Source organism: Dyadobacter sp. BHUBP1, assembly GCF_050587785.1.
GTDB lineage: Bacteria > Bacteroidota > Bacteroidia > Cytophagales > Spirosomataceae > Dyadobacter.
Genome location: NZ_JBOBIH010000010.1, coordinates 133974 through 151208, shown reverse-complemented (window position 1 = coordinate 151208; position 17235 = coordinate 133974). Strand labels below are relative to the sequence as shown.

The following is a 17235-nucleotide window of genomic DNA, read 5'->3' as shown; positions in this document are numbered from 1 at the left end:
TTTACAGATGCAGGCATTATAATTTTATAAATTTACTATTGAATTGTTCAAATATGGAGTGCTACGATTTCTACGAAATATTTAACTTTCGGAATCGAAAAGAATTGTAGCTTGCGAAGTCAACTTCTCAATCATGTATATTAATACGGTTAGTCATTATCTGCCAAGCGAAGTTATTGGTAATGAATATTTTACAAATCTCAACAACCTATCTAACGAGTGGATAACGGAAAGAACGGGAATCTCAGAAAGACGTAAAGCATCAGCAGACGAAAACACATCGACCATGGCCATGAAGGCGGTCGAAACATTGCTCGAAAATATCCCATACAGTAAAAACGAGATAGATCTGATCGTAGGAGCGACTTATACGCCTTACGACACGATCGTCACATTGGCTCACGCGGTACAGCACCAGCTTCAAATCCCCGACATTCCGGTCGTAAGTATTTCATCCGCCTGCTCGTCGTTGCTCAACGCCATCGAGATCGTCGAAGGGTACTTTGCCATGGGTAAGGCTTCGAAGGCATTGGTGGTCGTTTCCGACCATAACACAGCCTATTACAATGAAATGGACACCGTTTCCGGGCATTTGTGGGGCGATGGTGCTTCTGCATTGCTGATTTCCAAAGAGCGGCAGACGGAAGGCGATATGCAGATCAAAAAGCTCATCACCGGCGGTGCGGCCACCAGCGGAAAAGCCATCGAGGCGGTAGTACTCCGGCCCAACGACCGGGGAGTGGTGATGCCTTTCGGGCGCGATGTGTTCCAGAATGCCTGCGTATACATGCCCAAAGTGAGCCAGCAGGTGTTGCAGGAATGCGGCCTGACGATCAACGATCTCGACTACCTGATTCCCCACCAGGCCAACCACCGCATTAGCCTTAACGTGATCAACACGCTGGGTATCCCCGCCGAAAAACTGATTTCGAACATTCAGTACCTCGGTAACACAGGTTGCGCCGGTTGCGCGATCGCGCTTTCCGAGAACAAGGATAAATTTAAAATAGGTGAAAATATCGTGATTACGGTATTTGGCGGCGGCTATTCGTACGGCGCCATGCTGCTGACCGTGTAGTACCCCTTTATTCAGACCATAAAAAAGCCTTCCAATCACCGCGATCGGAAGGCTTTTTCTATATTTTGGAATGCTTAGTTCACATCCGGTTCAGTATTGTACGAGGCCGGTTTCCACACATTATTTTCAGGATTGATATCCGGAAGGTTATGATCAGGATCGATCGTTACCGAACGGATCGGCCCTTGCGTAGCCGCTTTGAACGTCCAGGCACCGCCACGCTGCCAGATTTCAACAGGCAATTCAACGCGCGTTTTTTTGCCGCTTACTTCTTCGATATCCACTTTCACCGGCATTGCCAGCTGATCGAGGTTTTCGATCGTGATGTAAGAGCCTTTTTGCGGGTTTTGTTCTACATAAGCTACTTCCTTCACCGATTGGTCGAGTTTATAGTTCTCGAAGAACCAGCCCTTCCAGAACCAGCCCAGGTCTTCCCCTGCAGCGTCTTCGATAGTACGGAAGAAATCGTAAGGTGTGGGATGCTTGAATGCCCAGCGCTGTACGTAAATCTTGAATGCATAGTCGAAGCGCTCCTTGCCGAGGATCTGCTCACGAAGCATTTTCAGGCCTAATGCCGGTTTGTAATACGCTTCCCAACCCAGATTCACAGCTTGAACTACATCCGGAATGGTCATGATCGGATCCGCTTTCGGGCGGAAGATCATCGGCGCCAGGCGGTGCATATCGTTCATCTGGTTTGTTTTGTACTCGCCATTGTTGAAGTTATCGCCTGACAGGAAGTTGATAAATGTGTTGAACCCTTCGTCCATCCACGCGTATTTGCGCTCGTTATTACCCACGATCATCGGGAACCAGTTGTGGCCGAACTCGTGGTCGGTTACGCCCCAAAGGTCCTCTTTACGGCTCTTGCTGCTGCAAAAAACAATTCCCGGATATTCCATACCGCCCACGATACCGGCCACGTTGGTAGCCACCGGGTAGGTATATTCATGCACATAATTGGAATAGAATTCGATACAGCCCTTCACGTACTCGGTCGAACGGCCCCAGCCATCCAGTCCGCCATCCTCAGCCGGGTATACCGACTGCGCCAACGCGGTTTTGCCTTTCGGCAGGTTCATGCGCGCTGCATCCCACACAAATGCCTTGGAAGTAGCCCATGCAATGTCGCGCGCCTGCACGCAACGGAAGCGCCAGGTCAGGGTACCCGACTGTTTGGGTCTTGTGTTCGGGTTGGTAACTTCTTCTGCGCTGCGGATTACAACGGTCTGGTCGCTTTTGGCGGCGTCAGCGAGTCTTTTACGCTGCTCGGCCGTCAGTACTTCGTTCGGGTTGAGCAATTCTCCCGATCCTACTACGATGTGGTCCCAGGGAACAGTCACGTTATATTCAAAGTCACCATATTCGAGGTAAAACTCTCCGGCGCCCAGGTAAGGCAGCAGGTTCCAGCCTTCGATATCGTCAAAAACCGCGACCCGTGGATACCATTGCGCCATTTCGTACACGATACCATTCTTCGTTTCCAGCGTTCCCATGCGGTCGGAGCCATACTCAGGGATTTTAAATGAATAGGCGAGCTTGATCCTGATCACGTCGCCATTTCCTTTCACCGGCGTTTTGAGGCGGATTTGCATGCGGGTGTCGGTAATTTTGTACTCGGCATCCACAAATGCGCCCTTGCCTTGCTGTATTGTTACGGATTTAATGGAATCACCGCCATCAAATCCCATATTGCCGAAACGGCCGCCGCTAACCGGCGTCGTTTGTGCACCTCTCGAATGGCTGCCAAATGCATTCTGATCGAGTTGCAGCCAGAGGAATTCCAGATTTTCAGGACTGTTATTTTTATAGGTAAGCTCCACTTCCCCGCTCACGGTACCTTTCTCCTCTTCGAGCGCCACGTTGATTTTGTAATCAGCACGGTTCTGCCAGTATTTGGGGCCGGGGGCGCCGCTTCCCGTCCGGTATTCATTGCCCGGCTGGAAGTTGAAAAGCGGATGAAAAAGGACATGAGCATCATATTTCACCTTCTCCGCCTCCTGTGCGATAGTGTTGTTGAAGAAGCCCAGACTGCTCATCGCAATGACGCCCAGACGAAATATTGAAATTTTCATTATAATGGTTAAAAATTAGAAATATTGGGTTGTAAACGAGCAATATACACCTTTTCACCTGTTTTAGGTGAAAAAGTTTCATTTTAGCGACGGACAACGCCGTTTGTCTGCCGACGTCAATTTTTCATTCCAATGCGCCAGCGACTGTCAGTTGAAACATATACCAAAGGCATCCTCTTGGGCGACCGCACCACGCTCAGCCGCTCGATCACGATCATCGAAAGCAGCCTGCCCGAAGACCGTTTATTAGCCTCTCAAATCCTCCAAAATGTCCTGCCGCATACTGGGAAATCCATCCGCATTGGTATTACCGGGGTACCCGGCGTAGGGAAAAGCACATTCATCGAGGCATTTGGCAACTACCTTACTTCGCTGGGCAAACGGGTGGCCGTGCTGGCAGTCGACCCGAGCAGCAAGCAGTCGGGGGGGAGCATCTTGGGGGATAAAACTCGGATGGAAAAACTCGCGCGTGACCCGCATGCGTACATTCGCCCCACGCCTGCGAACGCGACGCTCGGGGGCGTCGCACGGCATACGCGTGAAGCGATCCTGCTCTGTGAGGCGGCGGGCTACGATATTATCTTGGTCGAAACCGTAGGCGTTGGCCAATCGGAAACCCTGGTGAAGGGTATGACCGACTTTTTCCTGTTGCTCATGCTTGCAGGCGCGGGCGACGAGTTGCAGGGCATTAAAAAAGGCATTATGGAGATGGTAGACGCCGTAGCAGTCAACAAGGCCGATCATGGCAACGAGCAGGCTGTTGCGAAAGCAGTTACGGAATACCGGCAGGCATTACACCTCTTTCCAGAAACTGCTTCCAAAGTGCCCGTTCAGGTAGTGGCGTGTTCGGCATTGGAAGGAACCGGTATGGGGCTCATTTGGAAACTGATCTCAGATTACCATACACAAACTTCTGAAAGCGGCTTTTTTGAGCATAACAGGGAGTTTCAGCGCGTGGAATGGCTCCACGAACAAATCCGGCAGTCGTTGGAAGACCGGTTTTATAAAAATGAACTGGTAAAAAAACACAGTATCTCGGCGGACCAGGCTGTGCGAAGCGGAGAAAAGTTACCCGATGAAGCGGCCGCAGACCTGATCAATCTGTTTCTTTCTTCCGAACAACCCCCAAAATTTTCTGCTAAGTCATAAAACTTCCCGGCAAAAGGCATTTTTCACTAAGTTTGAGCGTTAAAACTAACGCGAATCAACTCTATTGATTTTAACTTTTAAGTTCTCAACTATGAAAAAAACCTACGCCCTCAGCAAAGCCTCCTTGCTAGCCATGTTCATGATCCTTTCGGTCGTTTTTGCTTGTAAAGATGATGACGATGAACCGACACCACCCGCAAACAATGACCCGATCGTAGCATCATGGCAACTTACTGCCGTTGCAGCTGCTCCCGGATCTACACTGCCGATTGACCCAGTTACATTCGTACAATGTATATACAGTTTGAAATTGACTTTCAAGGCTGACAATACCGTTGCAACGGCCGATTGCCCAACCGCTGTGACGCTCATTAATTCGGTTATACCCATCAGTGGAGCCAAATGGGAGGTTAAGGACGGCAATTTGATCCTGAAAGACGCTTCCAATAATTCCAAATCTTTCAAATACACGCTGAACGGCTCAGATTTGCAAGTTTCCGTTGACGATGCTGCCGTTATTCCTGGCTCAGCGGCTATTGATGTCGTGCTGAAATTCAAAAAGGTATAAACATTCTCAAAAGTGTTATTAAGCAAAAGAGCCGGGCTTCTCAGTCCGGCTCTTTTGCTACCCGCTTGTGTGATCGCAAACGATCAGCCATTTCCCTTTGATTTTCTTGAACAAAAGCGTGTAATGGCCTTCCAGGTCGCCTTTTTCAGGCCGCGTTAAATGAAATTTCCCCACTACAAAAGCCACATCGCGGCCGGGGAATGAAAAGTTGAGGAAGGTAAATTTCAATGTACCCATCGTCGCGCGGTCGGGGTAGCGCTTGAGATAACCTTCATAAGTAGGCTTGTAGCCGTAGGTAATACCCGTCTTTCCGACGAACATCAGCGAATCGGATTCCCAGTAGCCGTTCATGAACGATTGAATATCTCCCTTGTTCCAATCCGCCTCCTGCCGTTTCAGAATGCCGAGGATCTCATCTTTGTCGCGCGGCGACTGTGCCTCTGCCGTCAACGCAACGCCGATCAGAATGAGGGTAAAAAGCCAGTTTCTCATATTTTTTATGGATTTTTGTAATGCAATTGACGATTCTAAATATAACGGAAAGATCGGCGCCCCAGGAAGCACGTGGCCGAAATATCATTGATCCAGCAGGTATGAGCAAGTTCGACAGCATTTTCAAAAAAATCGACCGCCAGAAATACCCTTTCGTGGATGGTCTTTACTACCTGTTCATCATTGTTTTTATCCTTATTCTGTTCCTATTTTTTGCCTGACCAGTGACCCATCCTTATTTATTTATACTGAATCCCAACTCGGGCACGTCCATCGGCAAGAACAGCGCGGCTGTGCGGGAGCGAATCCACTCCGTCGCGAAAAAGAATGCCGGTTCTGCCCAAATCCTGTTCACAGAGGAGCCTGCGCACGCGACCGAGCTCGTACGTGAGCATATGCACACGGAAAAATGGAAGGCCATCGTGGCGGTCGGTGGTGACGGTACGGTGAACGAGATCGCGAAGCCATTGGTGGACACCAACATCCCGATAGGTATCCTGCCGCTCGGCTCGGGAAATGGCCTCGCAAGGCACCTGGGACTTCCGCTAACGCTGGACGCGGCCCTGAAACGACTCTTCGAGGGTAACCCCTCTACGATCGACAGCGCCGAATTGAATGGTATACCCTTCTTCTGTACCGCAGGAATGGGTTTCGACGCCTACGTGGGGCATTTGTTCAGCCAGCAAAAAGCACGCGGTCTGATGACCTATGTGAATGTTTCTTTCAAAGCCTACTGGTCCTATAAACCGCAATCGTTCCGGCTCGACGGTGTGGAAAAGCAGGCATTTTCGCTTTCCTTTGCCAACGCGGGCCAATTTGGGAATAATGCCTGGGTAGCACCGCAGGCCAGCTTGCAGGATGGCCTGCTCGATGTATGCACGATCAGCCCATTCCCGCAATGGTACGGCACGGCGCTCGCTTATGGATTGTTTACCAAACAGTTGAAACAATCGACCTACATCGACTACCGGCGCGCGACACAGGCCGTGGTCGAAACCGATGTGCCTCCGATGATCCATTACGATGGAGAGCCATTGCAGCTGGATACTACACGAATAGAGGTTAAAATAAAGCCGGGAAGCCTGAATGTGATCATCTGACTTCCCCCAAACGCTGAAAATATGTCAAAGAAAAACCGCTCCGGCATTGTGTATTCTACCAACCCGGAGTTTGAATATAACGATCAGGAAGACGAGGCCGAAACGCTGGCCCCGCAGCAGCAAGATCTCCGCATCTGGCTCGATCGCAAAGGCGGCGGCAAGGTGATTACCGTCGTGAAAGGATTTGTCGGGACAAATACCGACCTGGAAGCGCTCGGCAAGCAACTGAAAGGCCTCTGTGGCAGCGGCGGTACCGTAAAAGATGGCGAAGTGCAAATCCAGGGCGACCACCGCGACAAAGTCATTGCGTGGCTCACAAGCAAAAACTATAAAGCCAAAAAAGCCGGAGGGTAGCTCCGGCTTGAATTATAATGTCTTAGTGGTATCGATTTCCGTCGGTGCGGGCACTGACGATGCCGGGGGTGTTGCTGATTTCGTCGGCCCGAGCACTTCCACGTCGGTGACGAAGAACTTCGTATCGCCGTTCCAGGGGAGTTTGAAAAACTTCTCTTCGTAGGTTAATGAAACCCTATGGCCGTTTTTGATCGCCTCTTCGAGCTTTCCAATAGCGTCCTTGTTCTTGCCGCTTACGGAGAACACCCACTGCGAGGAATTCATGGTACCGTCGCCTTCGAACAGGCCACCCATTCTCAGCTCACCTTCGTAGGTTTTGAATAAATAGCCCCGGTTGCTGAGCCTCGTCACATATCCTCCCCGTTTTCCTTCACTGTAATATCCAAAAGTGATATAATATAGAATCCCGAATACGATAGCCAGAAATACGGCGAAAATGACCCATTTACGCATAACAGTCGATCAGTGTTGGTGATAGAAGCGAACTTCGCAAAACAGTTTGATTTTTCCTAGTTATTATTTAGCCCGGATCGCGATCACCGGATCCATACGCGCTGCGAGCATGGCGGGTACGATGCCCGAAAGCACGCCGATAATGCTCGACACGCCTAGTCCCAAAAGCACATTGCGCGGCAAAAGCAGTATTTCCAGCGAACCCAGTTTCAGGAATGATAGCAGGTATACCAGGAATATTCCTACCAGCCCCCCGACCAGGCTCAGCATCACCGCCTCGAACAGGAATTGAAATAATATGGAATAATTTTTGGCCCCCAGCGATTTCTGGATCCCGATCAGATTGGTCCTTTCTTTGACAGACACGAACATGATATTGGCAATCCCGAAACCACCCACCAGAATCGAAAAGCTGCCGATTACCCAACCCGCCACCGTGAGTACCGCGAACAGACCGGAAATCGCAACGGCTGCCGCTTCGGGCCGGTTTAATGAGAAGTTGTTGCCATCGCGCGGCTTGATTCCCCGTTTGGTACGCATCAGGCCCACAATCTCGGCTTCCACTTCTTTCATGCCCACATCTTCGGGGAAGCCCTTCACCACAATATCGGCACTTCGCCTGCCCGATTGGAATAGTTTGGAGAAGGAGGAAAACGGAATCAGGCAGATCTTATCGGGGCTACCACCAAAATCGACCAGGCTCTCTCCCTCTTTCTTCCGCACGCCGATAATCGTAAACTTATGCCCCGCCAGTTTGAATGGTTTCCCGACGGGATCCTGGCCCGGAAAGAGCGATTCCGCAATGTCCGCACCAACAATGGCAACATTTCGGGCATTATTGGTTTCGAGCGGAATGAAGTAGCGGCCGTTCTGGACTGGAATGTCAGATATAAGATTGTACTCGAAAGACACGCCCTGAATTATTGCATTAATGCTGTTCGAACCATTTTTTAGCACGGTATTACCCCTGAAATCCATTATTGCCACGGCACTGGCACTTTCCAGGTTATCGTACAGGTATTTATATTCGGAATAATTCGGCTCGGGCCATTGGAAGTACTTCCACCATTGGTATTCACCGCCGAAGCCCCAGGGCCATTTTTGTACATAAATCACTTTGTCGCCGATGAAGCTCAGGCTATCGCGGATACTCTTTTCAAGCGAATCCACGATTGTAAAAACGGCGACGATCGCGAATATGCCGACCGTTACGCCAAGAAGCGAAAGAATAGTGCGGGTAACATTGGTTTTAAGCGCTCCCCATGCAAACCGGAAACTCTCCCAGACCTGTCGTAAAAACTTCATCATGACGTTACGGACAATTTGAATTCAAAAGTTAGCGCATCGCCCCAATGCATCGAAATAAATTGTTATAAAAGGTAAGAAAAAGGGTTCGATTTAATAAATTACAACATTAACCTGACACTCCTATATGAAATTACGCTACTCGCTAATCCTGCTCGCCGGCTCACTATCCGGCATTTCTTTCGCCCAAAAACCTGTACAGGAATCTACCGGCTTCTACCAGTTTCTCTCCGACGATCCTAATCAAAAGCCATTTTTCAGCGATCGCAAAGGCGTCTTCGCGCAAAATGGGATGGTCGCATCGGCACATCCGGTGGCGTCTCAGGCAGGTGTGGATATTTTGAAATCCGGAGGCAACGCGGTAGATGCCGCGGTGGCCGTGCAGTTTGCGCAGGCGGTCGTACATCCCTCGGCGGGTAATATCGGCGGCGGCGGATTTCTGGTTTTGCGGGATAAGGAAGGCAAAAGTTACAGCATCGATTTCCGCGAAAAAGCGCCCGGCAAAGGGCACGCGGATATGTACCTTGACAAGGACGGCAATATCATTCCCAAATCCAGCACGCTGGGCCGCCTGGCTTCCGGCGTGCCGGGATCTGTGGATGGCATGGTACAAGCTCACGCGAAATATGGCAAACTAAGCTGGAAACAGGTATTACAGCCCGCCATTGATATTGCCCGAAACGGTGTGGTGCTAACCGAACGCGAAGCTCGCAGCCTCAATTCGATCAAAAGTGACCTGTTAGCCGTAAATCCGGGTTCGTCCTATTTCTTGAATCCGAACGGGAAAGATTGGGCGGCCGGCGACCTGCTCGTGCAGAAAGATCTTTCGAAAGTATTAAAGCGAATTCAGAAAAAAGGCCGCGAAGGCTTTTATGCCGGAAAAGTGGCCAAACAGCTCGTAAAAGATATTAATAAGAATGGCGAAGGCATTATCAGCAAGCAAGACCTCGCCGATTACCGTGCACAATGGCGGGAGACCATTACCGAAGGCTACAAAAGCTACAAGGTGATTACCATGGCCCCGCCGTCCAGCGGCGGCGTGGCATTACTGCAACTCATGCGCCTCACCGAGCAACACCCGTTACGCAAATGGGGCTGGCACAGCGATTCCACCATTCAGGTGATGATCGAAGCCGAACGCCGGGTGTACGCCGACCGCGCCAAGTTCCTCGGCGACCCCGATTTCGTGAAAGTGCCGGTGAACGATCTGATCAGTAAGGAATACCTGCAAAAACGTTGGAGCGATTTCTCCTGGGACAAAGCTACCGACAGCAAAAATATCCATGGCGGAGTACTCCCGGGCTATGAAAGCCTCGAAACGACACACTTTTCGGTGGTAGACAAGGAAGGTAATGCAGTGTCCGTCACCACTACCCTGAACGGCGGATACGGCAGTCGCGTAGTGGTGAAAGGCGGCGGCTTTTTCATGAATAATGAAATGGATGATTTCAGCATTAAAGCCGGCGCTCCAAACATGTACGGCCTGATCGGTAACAAAGCCAATGCGATCGCTCCGGGTAAGCGAATGCTTTCTTCCATGACGCCGACGATCATCGAAAAAGATGGGAAACTACTGATGGTCGTAGGAACGCCCGGCGGCTCTACCATTATCACATCCGTCTACCAAACGATCCTGAATGTACTGGAACACGGTATGACCATGCAGCAGGCCGTAAATGCTTTGAAATTTCACCATCAATGGCTGCCCGACAAAACCACTTTCGAGGCCAATGCATTCTCCGCCGAAACCATTAAAAAGTTGCAGGACAAAGGCTACATCCTCGAACAGCAACGTAATTCCATCGGGCGGATGGATTGTATTCTCGTACTTCCCGACGGCTCCCTCGAAGGCGGCTCTGATCCGCGCGGGGACGATACGAGCGTAGGCTATTAAGCGAAGACGCCGGGTTGGTCAGCACCAGGTGAGCTCTGCAATCAACCCGGCGTGCTGCGGATAAAGCTGCGATAATGCGTTCCGCTCAGCCATTTCAAAATCGGCAAAATCGAAGCCTGGCGCTACCGTGCAGCCCACGAGCGCGTATGTGCTCCCGCTCGCAGGGCGCGAAGCAAACCATGCCCCGGCCGGTACCACGGCCTGGAATGTCTCGCCATTATCCGGATTATTACCCAGCCTGATAATACTCAACTCTCCCGTTTTCTCATTAATCACAAACACTTCTAATGCTTCACCGGCATAGAAGTGCCACATTTCATCGGCCTGAATACGGTGAAATGCAGAAAAATTGTGCGATTCGAGCAGGAAATAAATACCTGTGGAAAATGCCCTGTCGCCTCCGAACCGTGCGGGTAATGCATGATGCGCGATGGTTTCCGACGCGCGATAGGTTTCGGCAAAATGGCCACCTTCCGGGTGGGGCATCAGATTATACTTTTCTATCCAGTAGGATGCTGGTTTCATGGAACGTCGGTTGAGATACAACCGCAAAGTAATCCGCATCGCTAAATATTCACCACTGGCTCATTCTTTTTTGCCAACAGAAAAGTTTTGACTAGTTTTGATCATTATTAATCATAAATAATCATTCCTGATCAATGACTAACCCGCGTGTCAACATTGCTTCCGAAGAAGTGCTTTCGAATAACTGGTACACCCTTCGCAAATACATATTCGATTATCAGCGTGCCGACGGGTCCTGGGAGCGCCAGACGCGCGAGGCGTACGATCGCGGGAATGGAGCCGTTATTTTACTTTATAATAAGGAGAAGCAAACCGTAGTGCTCACAAGGCAATTCCGCCTGCCCACCTATACCAATGGCAACGAAAGCGGCATGATGATCGAAGCTTGCGCAGGCCTGCTGGATAAAGACAATCCGGAAGAATGTATCAAGCGGGAAACTGAAGAGGAAACCGGCTACAAAGTGAGCTCGGTAAAGAAGATATTCCAGGCCTACATGTCGCCCGGCTCCGTTACCGAAATCCTCTATTTCTTCGTAGCCGAATATTCAGACGATATGAAGGTAAGCGACGGCGGAGGCTGCGCGACCGAACAGGAAAATATCGAAGTGATGGAAATTCCTTTCAGAGAAGCCGTTCAAATGGTCGCCAGCGGGGCGATTAACGATGCCAAAACCATCATGCTCATCCAGTATGCACAGATTAACGGATTGGTAGGGCAATAAAAATGCCGGAGAAAGTGCAGAACGTTCTCCGGCATCGGTTGTTTGTTGTTATCAGGAAATAGGATCCGGCGTCGGAGTGACGTCCGTTTCAGTGGAAGCCGGGCCTTTGGTACCCTTGAACTTTTCGAACAAATCCTTGAAAAATGCCTCCGCGTCAGGGAAATTACCTTTAAGCGTCTCGGCGCCCTTCGTTTTAAGTTCCTCGAAATACTCAGGAGCTTTATCGATGGCCCCTTCCGCCTCGGCTTTCAGGTTGTTCGCCTTTGTTTTGAGGTCTTCCAGAAGCTTCTCCCCCTCCTCGGTCTGAAGGTATTTGTGTGCAGCCACCCCCGCAGCGGCGCCCAAAATGAATGTGGCCAGGTGTTTCGCGTTAATGCTCATGATTTCCAGTTACTTAGTTTGAGATTGAACATTCAATTTAAAGAAAGTAATATTCCCAACAAAAGAACGGACTGACAAATCCGGATTCATCGCACAGAAAAAATTGTGCCCGGTAAATCGTTCACCGGGCACCTGACAGGGAGTTTATGCGTGAAACAGCCTATTTGATCTCAAATGCAGCCTGCATACGATAACTGATTTTGATTTTTTGATACTGCACATCGCTGTCCTGAACGGCATCCGCAGCTTCCGCCGCAAAGGCACGCACATTTGCTTTGGCAAATACAGGCTGCGGGAAGTACAGGTTTTCGTCCAATTCTTTGATCGACAATACCTTACCCAACTTTTGATCGAGCGACGCCACAAGGTACTCCGCTTTCACTTTGGCCGCTTTCAATGCGTCGATTTTCACCTGCTTCTTGAACTCCTCGCGTTTCGAGTGATCTACCCGCGCAACGTTCGCATACTGCACGCCACGGCTTTCAACCTTCGACAAAATGCCATCCAGCTTTTCGGCGCTCGATACTTTCAACTCATATTGCTTCGCTTCGAGGAAAGTAGCGGGCTTTTTCTTCTTGTCCACATAATTCTGGTAACCTCCTACTCCGCTGATCGACAATGCTTCCTTCGGCAAACCAGCATCGGCCACAGCTTTGATCAACTGCTTTTCGAGCGTCGAGATGTTGACCTTGTCCTTCTGGTTCTTCTCGTCCTGGAAATACTCACGGAGCGAGATATTGAAATAAATTTCATCGGGCACCACCTCCATTTCGGCAAAGCCTGCTACTTCTATATTCGGGACCTGAACTAACTGTTCTGTTTTGACTTGTGAAAACGCAGGATTAATGAGTGATGAAGTAATGAGAGCGCCGAGCAAAAAATACTTTTTCATGGCCTTAAAATGGATATAAATGAAACTGATATTACCGGAACAGCTCCTTTCAAACCTGCTGGTTTCGGAACCGTTCTATGGTTTAGATACAAAAACATACCGAAAGGTTTAACCGGATGCTCGTGCAAATGCCCCGGTAATCCGACACTTCTACACAAAAAAAGTGGAAGAACGACGTAAGAAGCTGTCATTCTTCCACTTAATGGCTTTGTAAAAATTTTGTCAAATCAGGTAAAATTTTGGTAAATGGAGTCCATGATCCGTACGAAATGCTGGTAATCGGAGTCGCTCAGACTGCCCCAGCCTTTGCGACGGATGTCGGCTACGATCGGGAACGCCTGGTTATAGATAGCCTCTCCGTTTTTGGTCAGAAACAGGTTGAATTTACGACGGTCCCCCGCTGCCGGCCCGCGCTCAACCATCCCTTTTTTTTCCAGCAAATCGATAATCCTCGTCACCGTAGGAGGATCCTTGAAAGTCATTTCCGCCAGCTCATTCTGGCTGATGCCTTGCTTTCTAAAGATATGGTCAATAAGTACCCATTGATCGACCGTGAGGTCAAAACCCGCCTCAGTCAGCTGCTTTTGTAAGGCATTACGAATCTTTTTGATAGTCGTATCTATCTTGAAAAAATAGGCACGATGATCCGACTGGTGTGTCATGATGTGGAAGTAAATAGGATTGGAATGATTGAGTATTATCAAATATAAGCCTGTGCAACAATTCGTCTACTAATAATTGTGAGAAAAAGTTTGAGGGAAAGTTGATGTTGATAATTGGTTTTAGCCTGTCATCCTCCATCATCGACCGGAGGATGGTTCGCAGCCGAAACACTTTTTAGGCAGCAGAAATAGTGCAAGATTTCAGCCGAAAAATTACCTCCACGAGCATTGTTTAACTATTTCTGCTATGCGAAAACTACTTTACACTTTCATCCGAACTGGCCTATTCACAGTCATCTCGTGCATCGGCCTCTCCCTCCAAGCGCAGGACACGCCGTTTATTCAATCGGTATCTGCCGACCAGATCCCGGATTCGCCCGAAATGGCTGCATACCGCGAACGTTTACGAAAAAATCCGGATATCACAGGCTATCATTTCGTCAAGCTCAACGCATTGGCAACTTCGCAAAAAGACGGCATTCTGGTGCTTCACATTCCCGGCGGCCCAATTATTACCGCTACCGCCAGCCATGTGAAATACGAATCTGCCAGTGAATACGAATGGATCGGAAAAACCGATGATGACCGGGGCACTGTGATTATTGTATCGAGGGCTGGTCGTGTGTGTGCGCACATATCTACACCTGCGGGTGTGTATGAGGTATTTCCCGCGCCGGGAGGACTGTATTGCCTGCAAATCGTCGATCCTGAGAAGGCATGGGACGTTGGCTGCGCCACGACCTCCTCTCCCAATTCAAAGCCCGATAACGGGCGAATGGCAGCCATTGAACCAGCTGTTAAGCAAGACGACAATGCGAATGCGAAAATGCAGCCTTGCCAGGCGTTGACGTATCCGAGAGTGCTGGTACTGTATACGCCAAAGGCTTTGACGCTAGCGAGCAACCTTACGAATCTGACAGACCACGTAAACCTGTCCATTTCGCAGTTCAACAGCTGCATTTACAATAGCGGGATTACAAGCGCTGCGGCTTTGGTACTGGCGGGGATTGCGCCATTGAACTTAACAGAAACTGAGTCTATTACAAACGACCTCAATAGTCTGGTAGGTAACGCAACAGCACAAAGTCTTAGAAATCAATACCAGGCTGATCTTGTAGTACTTTTGACGGACTCCTACTACCAAGATGGTGATACTAGGGGCAAGTCTCAGACTGTCACATTAGTAAATTCGAACTCCTATTCAATTGTTGAACTCTGGTGTGCAACTTCTCATAAGACGTTCGCTCACGAAGTGGGCCATTTATACGGATGCCGTCACGAAGATGACAATACGGCCCTACCATCCTATGCCAAAGGCTACAAAATCAAAGTCCTAGGATTTACCGTCGACAGAACAATGATGGTCGGTAATGGCATCTCTGCTGACCATGCCAAGAATAGGTTGTTGAACTTTTCAAATCCAAATATTCAGGTGAGTGGGAGGGCAACCGGTACGAACGATGAAAACAATGCCCAAAGAATTACAGAATCTCACCCGATCGTAGGCGCATTCAGGCCAGACCCTGCTAATCCGTTGAATGCTTTTGTGGATGGCCCCACATGGGTAAGCAGCCCGGGCGGGAAAAACTATGAGTTGTATTATAGCTGCGGGTCTGCGCCATACACTTTTAGCTGGCAATACAGTTATGACGGTGTCAATTACACGCTTTCCAATACCACGACAGACGTGTTTACATGGTATTTCTCTCAAAGTCAAAAGATTTACCTTAAAGGCACGGTTACTTCTAACGGCCAGTCTGCAACGGCATACATTACTGTAACTGCCCAATTACCTGCTAATCCCTATAAGGTTTCTGTCGCAGGAAATGACACCGTTGCGCAGCAACCCGAGCTACCTCACCTAATTGCCACTCCCAACCCTGCAGATGATCTGATTAACGTTTCCTATAATCTCCAATCTGATACTCAAGTCAGACTGGATGTGTTGGACCAATCAGGAAAGGTTATCGAAATACTGAAAGACGACAAGGCATTAAATCGTAAAGGCCGCTATTCATTTAAAATGAAAAGTAAAGATCTATCCGTTGGCACCTATGTCATTCGCCTGATTACTAGTCAGGGAATCACAACTTGCCGGGTGATCATCACAAAATAGCCCTTGTCAAATGAAGTGCTTAATAACTATATGTCTAACACTTGGGATTGCGATATTGTCGGCGGGTTGTAAACTCACCAACGAGCTCATTGACAATGTCGGCCCTCTCCCACGCCTGCCAAATTGGGGTTATCTGACAGCTGATATGAATGGTAGTGATTGGAGTAAAAGCTATAAAAATGCCTATCAGGTTACACATGGGATCGTTAGCTATCGGGATGAACCGCAAGGTATATCCTATGGCTTAATTTCGATACTATACACATCGGAAGGCTATGACCGCCAACATCTGCTATTTCAAAACATCCCATTCTCTCCAAAAACAGGCCGGCACAAACTTGTGTCATGCAAACCCTACGCGGGCTGCGAATCCAGCGACAAACCCGAGGTTGCACTGTTTGAACTCCTCAGCGACGGCGACGTTGCCGGGGACTTCTTCTATACCGTCGACTTCCGAAGATAACTACATCCAAATCAACAGCTACAATGCCAAAACGCAAGAAATAAAAGGAAGTTTTCAGCTCACATTGGCCAATGCCAGGATATCCCGATCATCCGATGTATTGCCCGATACCCTGCGTCTTCGAAACGGCCGGTTTCATACCAGGATTATCGAATACAAAGGTAGGGATGGCGGATAGGTGCGTGGCGGAGAATCTCACTGCCCGATATGCACCGATTCACCGAGGGGCGCTTTCACACAAAGGTGATTATCGGTGTTACGCTCGATAACCGTGTGTACATATTTTTAATCTGGGCCTGACAAAACGAAACTTTGAAAGAGAATGAACCGTCTACTAACTATTTACATATCGCTTGGAATTACTACAATACTATTTAGTTGTAAAATCACGGACGCAATCATCGATACCGCAGGGCCGCTCCCGCGCCTGCCTAACTGGGGCTATCTAACAGCCGATATGAACGGGGCAGATTGGAGCAAAACATATAAAAACGCCTACCAGGTTACACATGGCTCAACTAATTATGCCGATAACCCCAAGGGCGTTTTCTACACATTAACCTCGATACTGTATTCACCGGAAGGTTATAATCGTCAAGAGCTGTTATTTCAAAAAATCCCGTTTTTTCCGATGCCGGGGCGACATAAAGTTGCGTCATGCAATTCTTACGCAGGCTGCGAATCCAGCGACAAACCCCAGGTCGCTTTGTTTGAATCACTCAGCGACGGCGACGTTGCCGGGGACTTCTTCTATACTGTCGACTCCGAAGATAACTACATCCAAATCGATAGCTACAATGCCAAAACGCAAGAAATAAAAGGAAGTTTTCAGCTCACATTGGCCAATGCCCGGATACCCCGGTCATCCGATGTATTGCCCGATACCCTACGCTTCCGCAACGGCCGGTTTCACACGAAAATTATCCGATACAAAGCAAGAGGCGAGTGAAAAACCAATGACCATAAAACAAAATGAGCCGGGCACAGACCCGGCTCAGGAAATATA

18 protein-coding genes are annotated in these 17235 nt (G+C 49.1%); 10 read left to right on the top strand and 8 right to left on the bottom strand.

Translation table 11 applies throughout. The features are described 5' to 3' along the window. Positions 1-133: 133 nt before the first annotated feature. Positions 134-1078: a 3-oxoacyl-ACP synthase III family protein gene (locus ACQ4MZ_RS27995; RefSeq protein WP_430850825.1), complete on the top strand. Its 945-nt coding sequence runs from the start codon at positions 134-136 to the stop codon at positions 1076-1078. A gap of 74 nt (positions 1079-1152) precedes the next feature. Here the strand turns inward: ACQ4MZ_RS27995 and ACQ4MZ_RS27990 are convergent, their stop codons facing one another. Next, complete coding sequence (locus ACQ4MZ_RS27990; RefSeq protein WP_430850823.1) at positions 1153-3153, bottom strand: M1 family metallopeptidase; 2001 nt, start codon at positions 3151-3153, stop codon at positions 1153-1155. A 132-nt stretch (positions 3154-3285) separates the two neighbouring features. On the opposite strand from ACQ4MZ_RS27990, the gene meaB reads away from it, so the two are divergent. Further along, positions 3286-4302 (top strand): methylmalonyl Co-A mutase-associated GTPase MeaB, encoded by a 1017-nt coding sequence (meaB, locus tag ACQ4MZ_RS27985; RefSeq protein ID WP_430850821.1) that lies wholly within the window; start codon positions 3286-3288, stop codon positions 4300-4302. 91 nt (positions 4303-4393) lie between these two features. Next, positions 4394-4870: a lipocalin family protein gene (locus ACQ4MZ_RS27980; RefSeq protein WP_430850819.1), complete on the top strand. Its 477-nt coding sequence runs from the start codon at positions 4394-4396 to the stop codon at positions 4868-4870. A gap of 57 nt (positions 4871-4927) precedes the next feature. Here the strand turns inward: ACQ4MZ_RS27980 and ACQ4MZ_RS27975 are convergent, their stop codons facing one another. Beyond that, a complete protein-coding gene (locus tag ACQ4MZ_RS27975; RefSeq protein ID WP_430850817.1) occupies positions 4928-5362 on the bottom strand; it encodes a YybH family protein in 435 nt (144 codons plus the stop codon). Positions 5363-5586: 224 nt separating this feature from the next. Between ACQ4MZ_RS27975 and ACQ4MZ_RS27970 the strand changes: the two genes are divergently transcribed. Both ACQ4MZ_RS27970 and ACQ4MZ_RS27965 read left to right on the top strand, forming a co-directional pair. Beyond that, positions 5587-6462 carry a diacylglycerol/lipid kinase family protein gene (locus tag ACQ4MZ_RS27970; RefSeq protein WP_430850815.1) on the top strand — a complete coding sequence of 292 codons (876 nt, stop codon included), beginning with the start codon at positions 5587-5589 and terminating at the stop codon, positions 6460-6462. Positions 6463-6483: 21 nt separating this feature from the next. Further along, complete coding sequence (locus tag ACQ4MZ_RS27965) at positions 6484-6816, top strand: translation initiation factor (protein ID WP_430850813.1); 333 nt, start codon at positions 6484-6486, stop codon at positions 6814-6816. 12 nt (positions 6817-6828) lie between these two features. On the opposite strand, the gene ACQ4MZ_RS27960 is transcribed toward ACQ4MZ_RS27965, so the two are convergent. Further along, positions 6829-7269, bottom strand: a complete 441-nt coding sequence (locus tag ACQ4MZ_RS27960) for a hypothetical protein (RefSeq protein ID WP_430850811.1) — start codon at positions 7267-7269, stop codon at positions 6829-6831. A gap of 63 nt (positions 7270-7332) precedes the next feature. Continuing rightward, the gene (locus ACQ4MZ_RS27955; RefSeq protein ID WP_430850809.1) at positions 7333-8577 is read right to left on the bottom strand and encodes an ABC transporter permease; all 1245 of its coding nucleotides are present in this window, start codon (positions 8575-8577) and stop codon (positions 7333-7335) included. Between the two features lie 124 nt (positions 8578-8701). Here ACQ4MZ_RS27955 and ggt point away from each other — a divergent pair, with 124 nt between their 5' ends. Then, positions 8702-10468: a gamma-glutamyltransferase gene (ggt, locus tag ACQ4MZ_RS27950; RefSeq protein ID WP_430850806.1), complete on the top strand. Its 1767-nt coding sequence runs from the start codon at positions 8702-8704 to the stop codon at positions 10466-10468. Positions 10469-10486: 18 nt separating this feature from the next. Here ggt and ACQ4MZ_RS27945 read toward each other — a convergent pair whose 3' ends face one another. Further along, positions 10487-10993, bottom strand: coding sequence for a cupin domain-containing protein (locus ACQ4MZ_RS27945; RefSeq protein WP_430850804.1), 507 nt, complete (start codon positions 10991-10993; stop codon positions 10487-10489). Between the two features lie 134 nt (positions 10994-11127). Here ACQ4MZ_RS27945 and nudK point away from each other — a divergent pair, with 134 nt between their 5' ends. Further along, entirely contained in the window at positions 11128-11715 is a 588-nt protein-coding gene (nudK, locus tag ACQ4MZ_RS27940) for a GDP-mannose pyrophosphatase NudK (protein WP_430850802.1), read from the top strand. Between the two features lie 51 nt (positions 11716-11766). On the opposite strand, the gene ACQ4MZ_RS27935 is transcribed toward nudK, so the two are convergent. The 3 genes from ACQ4MZ_RS27935 to ACQ4MZ_RS27925 form a co-directional block, all read right to left on the bottom strand. Then, positions 11767-12096 (bottom strand): YtxH domain-containing protein, encoded by a 330-nt coding sequence (locus ACQ4MZ_RS27935; RefSeq protein WP_430850797.1) that lies wholly within the window; start codon positions 12094-12096, stop codon positions 11767-11769. A gap of 160 nt (positions 12097-12256) precedes the next feature. Continuing rightward, positions 12257-12988: an SIMPL domain-containing protein gene (locus ACQ4MZ_RS27930; RefSeq protein WP_430850795.1), complete on the bottom strand. Its 732-nt coding sequence runs from the start codon at positions 12986-12988 to the stop codon at positions 12257-12259. Between the two features lie 227 nt (positions 12989-13215). After that, complete coding sequence (locus ACQ4MZ_RS27925; RefSeq protein ID WP_223406403.1) at positions 13216-13650, bottom strand: MarR family winged helix-turn-helix transcriptional regulator; 435 nt, start codon at positions 13648-13650, stop codon at positions 13216-13218. 247 nt (positions 13651-13897) lie between these two features. Between ACQ4MZ_RS27925 and ACQ4MZ_RS27920 the strand changes: the two genes are divergently transcribed. From ACQ4MZ_RS27920 to ACQ4MZ_RS27910, 3 genes are all read left to right on the top strand, one after another. After that, the gene (locus ACQ4MZ_RS27920) at positions 13898-15766 is read left to right on the top strand and encodes a M12 family metallo-peptidase (protein ID WP_430850793.1); all 1869 of its coding nucleotides are present in this window, start codon (positions 13898-13900) and stop codon (positions 15764-15766) included. Positions 15767-16164: 398 nt separating this feature from the next. Next, a complete protein-coding gene (locus tag ACQ4MZ_RS27915) occupies positions 16165-16407 on the top strand; it encodes a hypothetical protein (protein WP_430850791.1) in 243 nt (80 codons plus the stop codon). A 144-nt stretch (positions 16408-16551) separates the two neighbouring features. Next, the gene (locus tag ACQ4MZ_RS27910; protein WP_430850789.1) at positions 16552-17178 is read left to right on the top strand and encodes a hypothetical protein; all 627 of its coding nucleotides are present in this window, start codon (positions 16552-16554) and stop codon (positions 17176-17178) included. Positions 17179-17235: the final 57 nt, after the last annotated feature.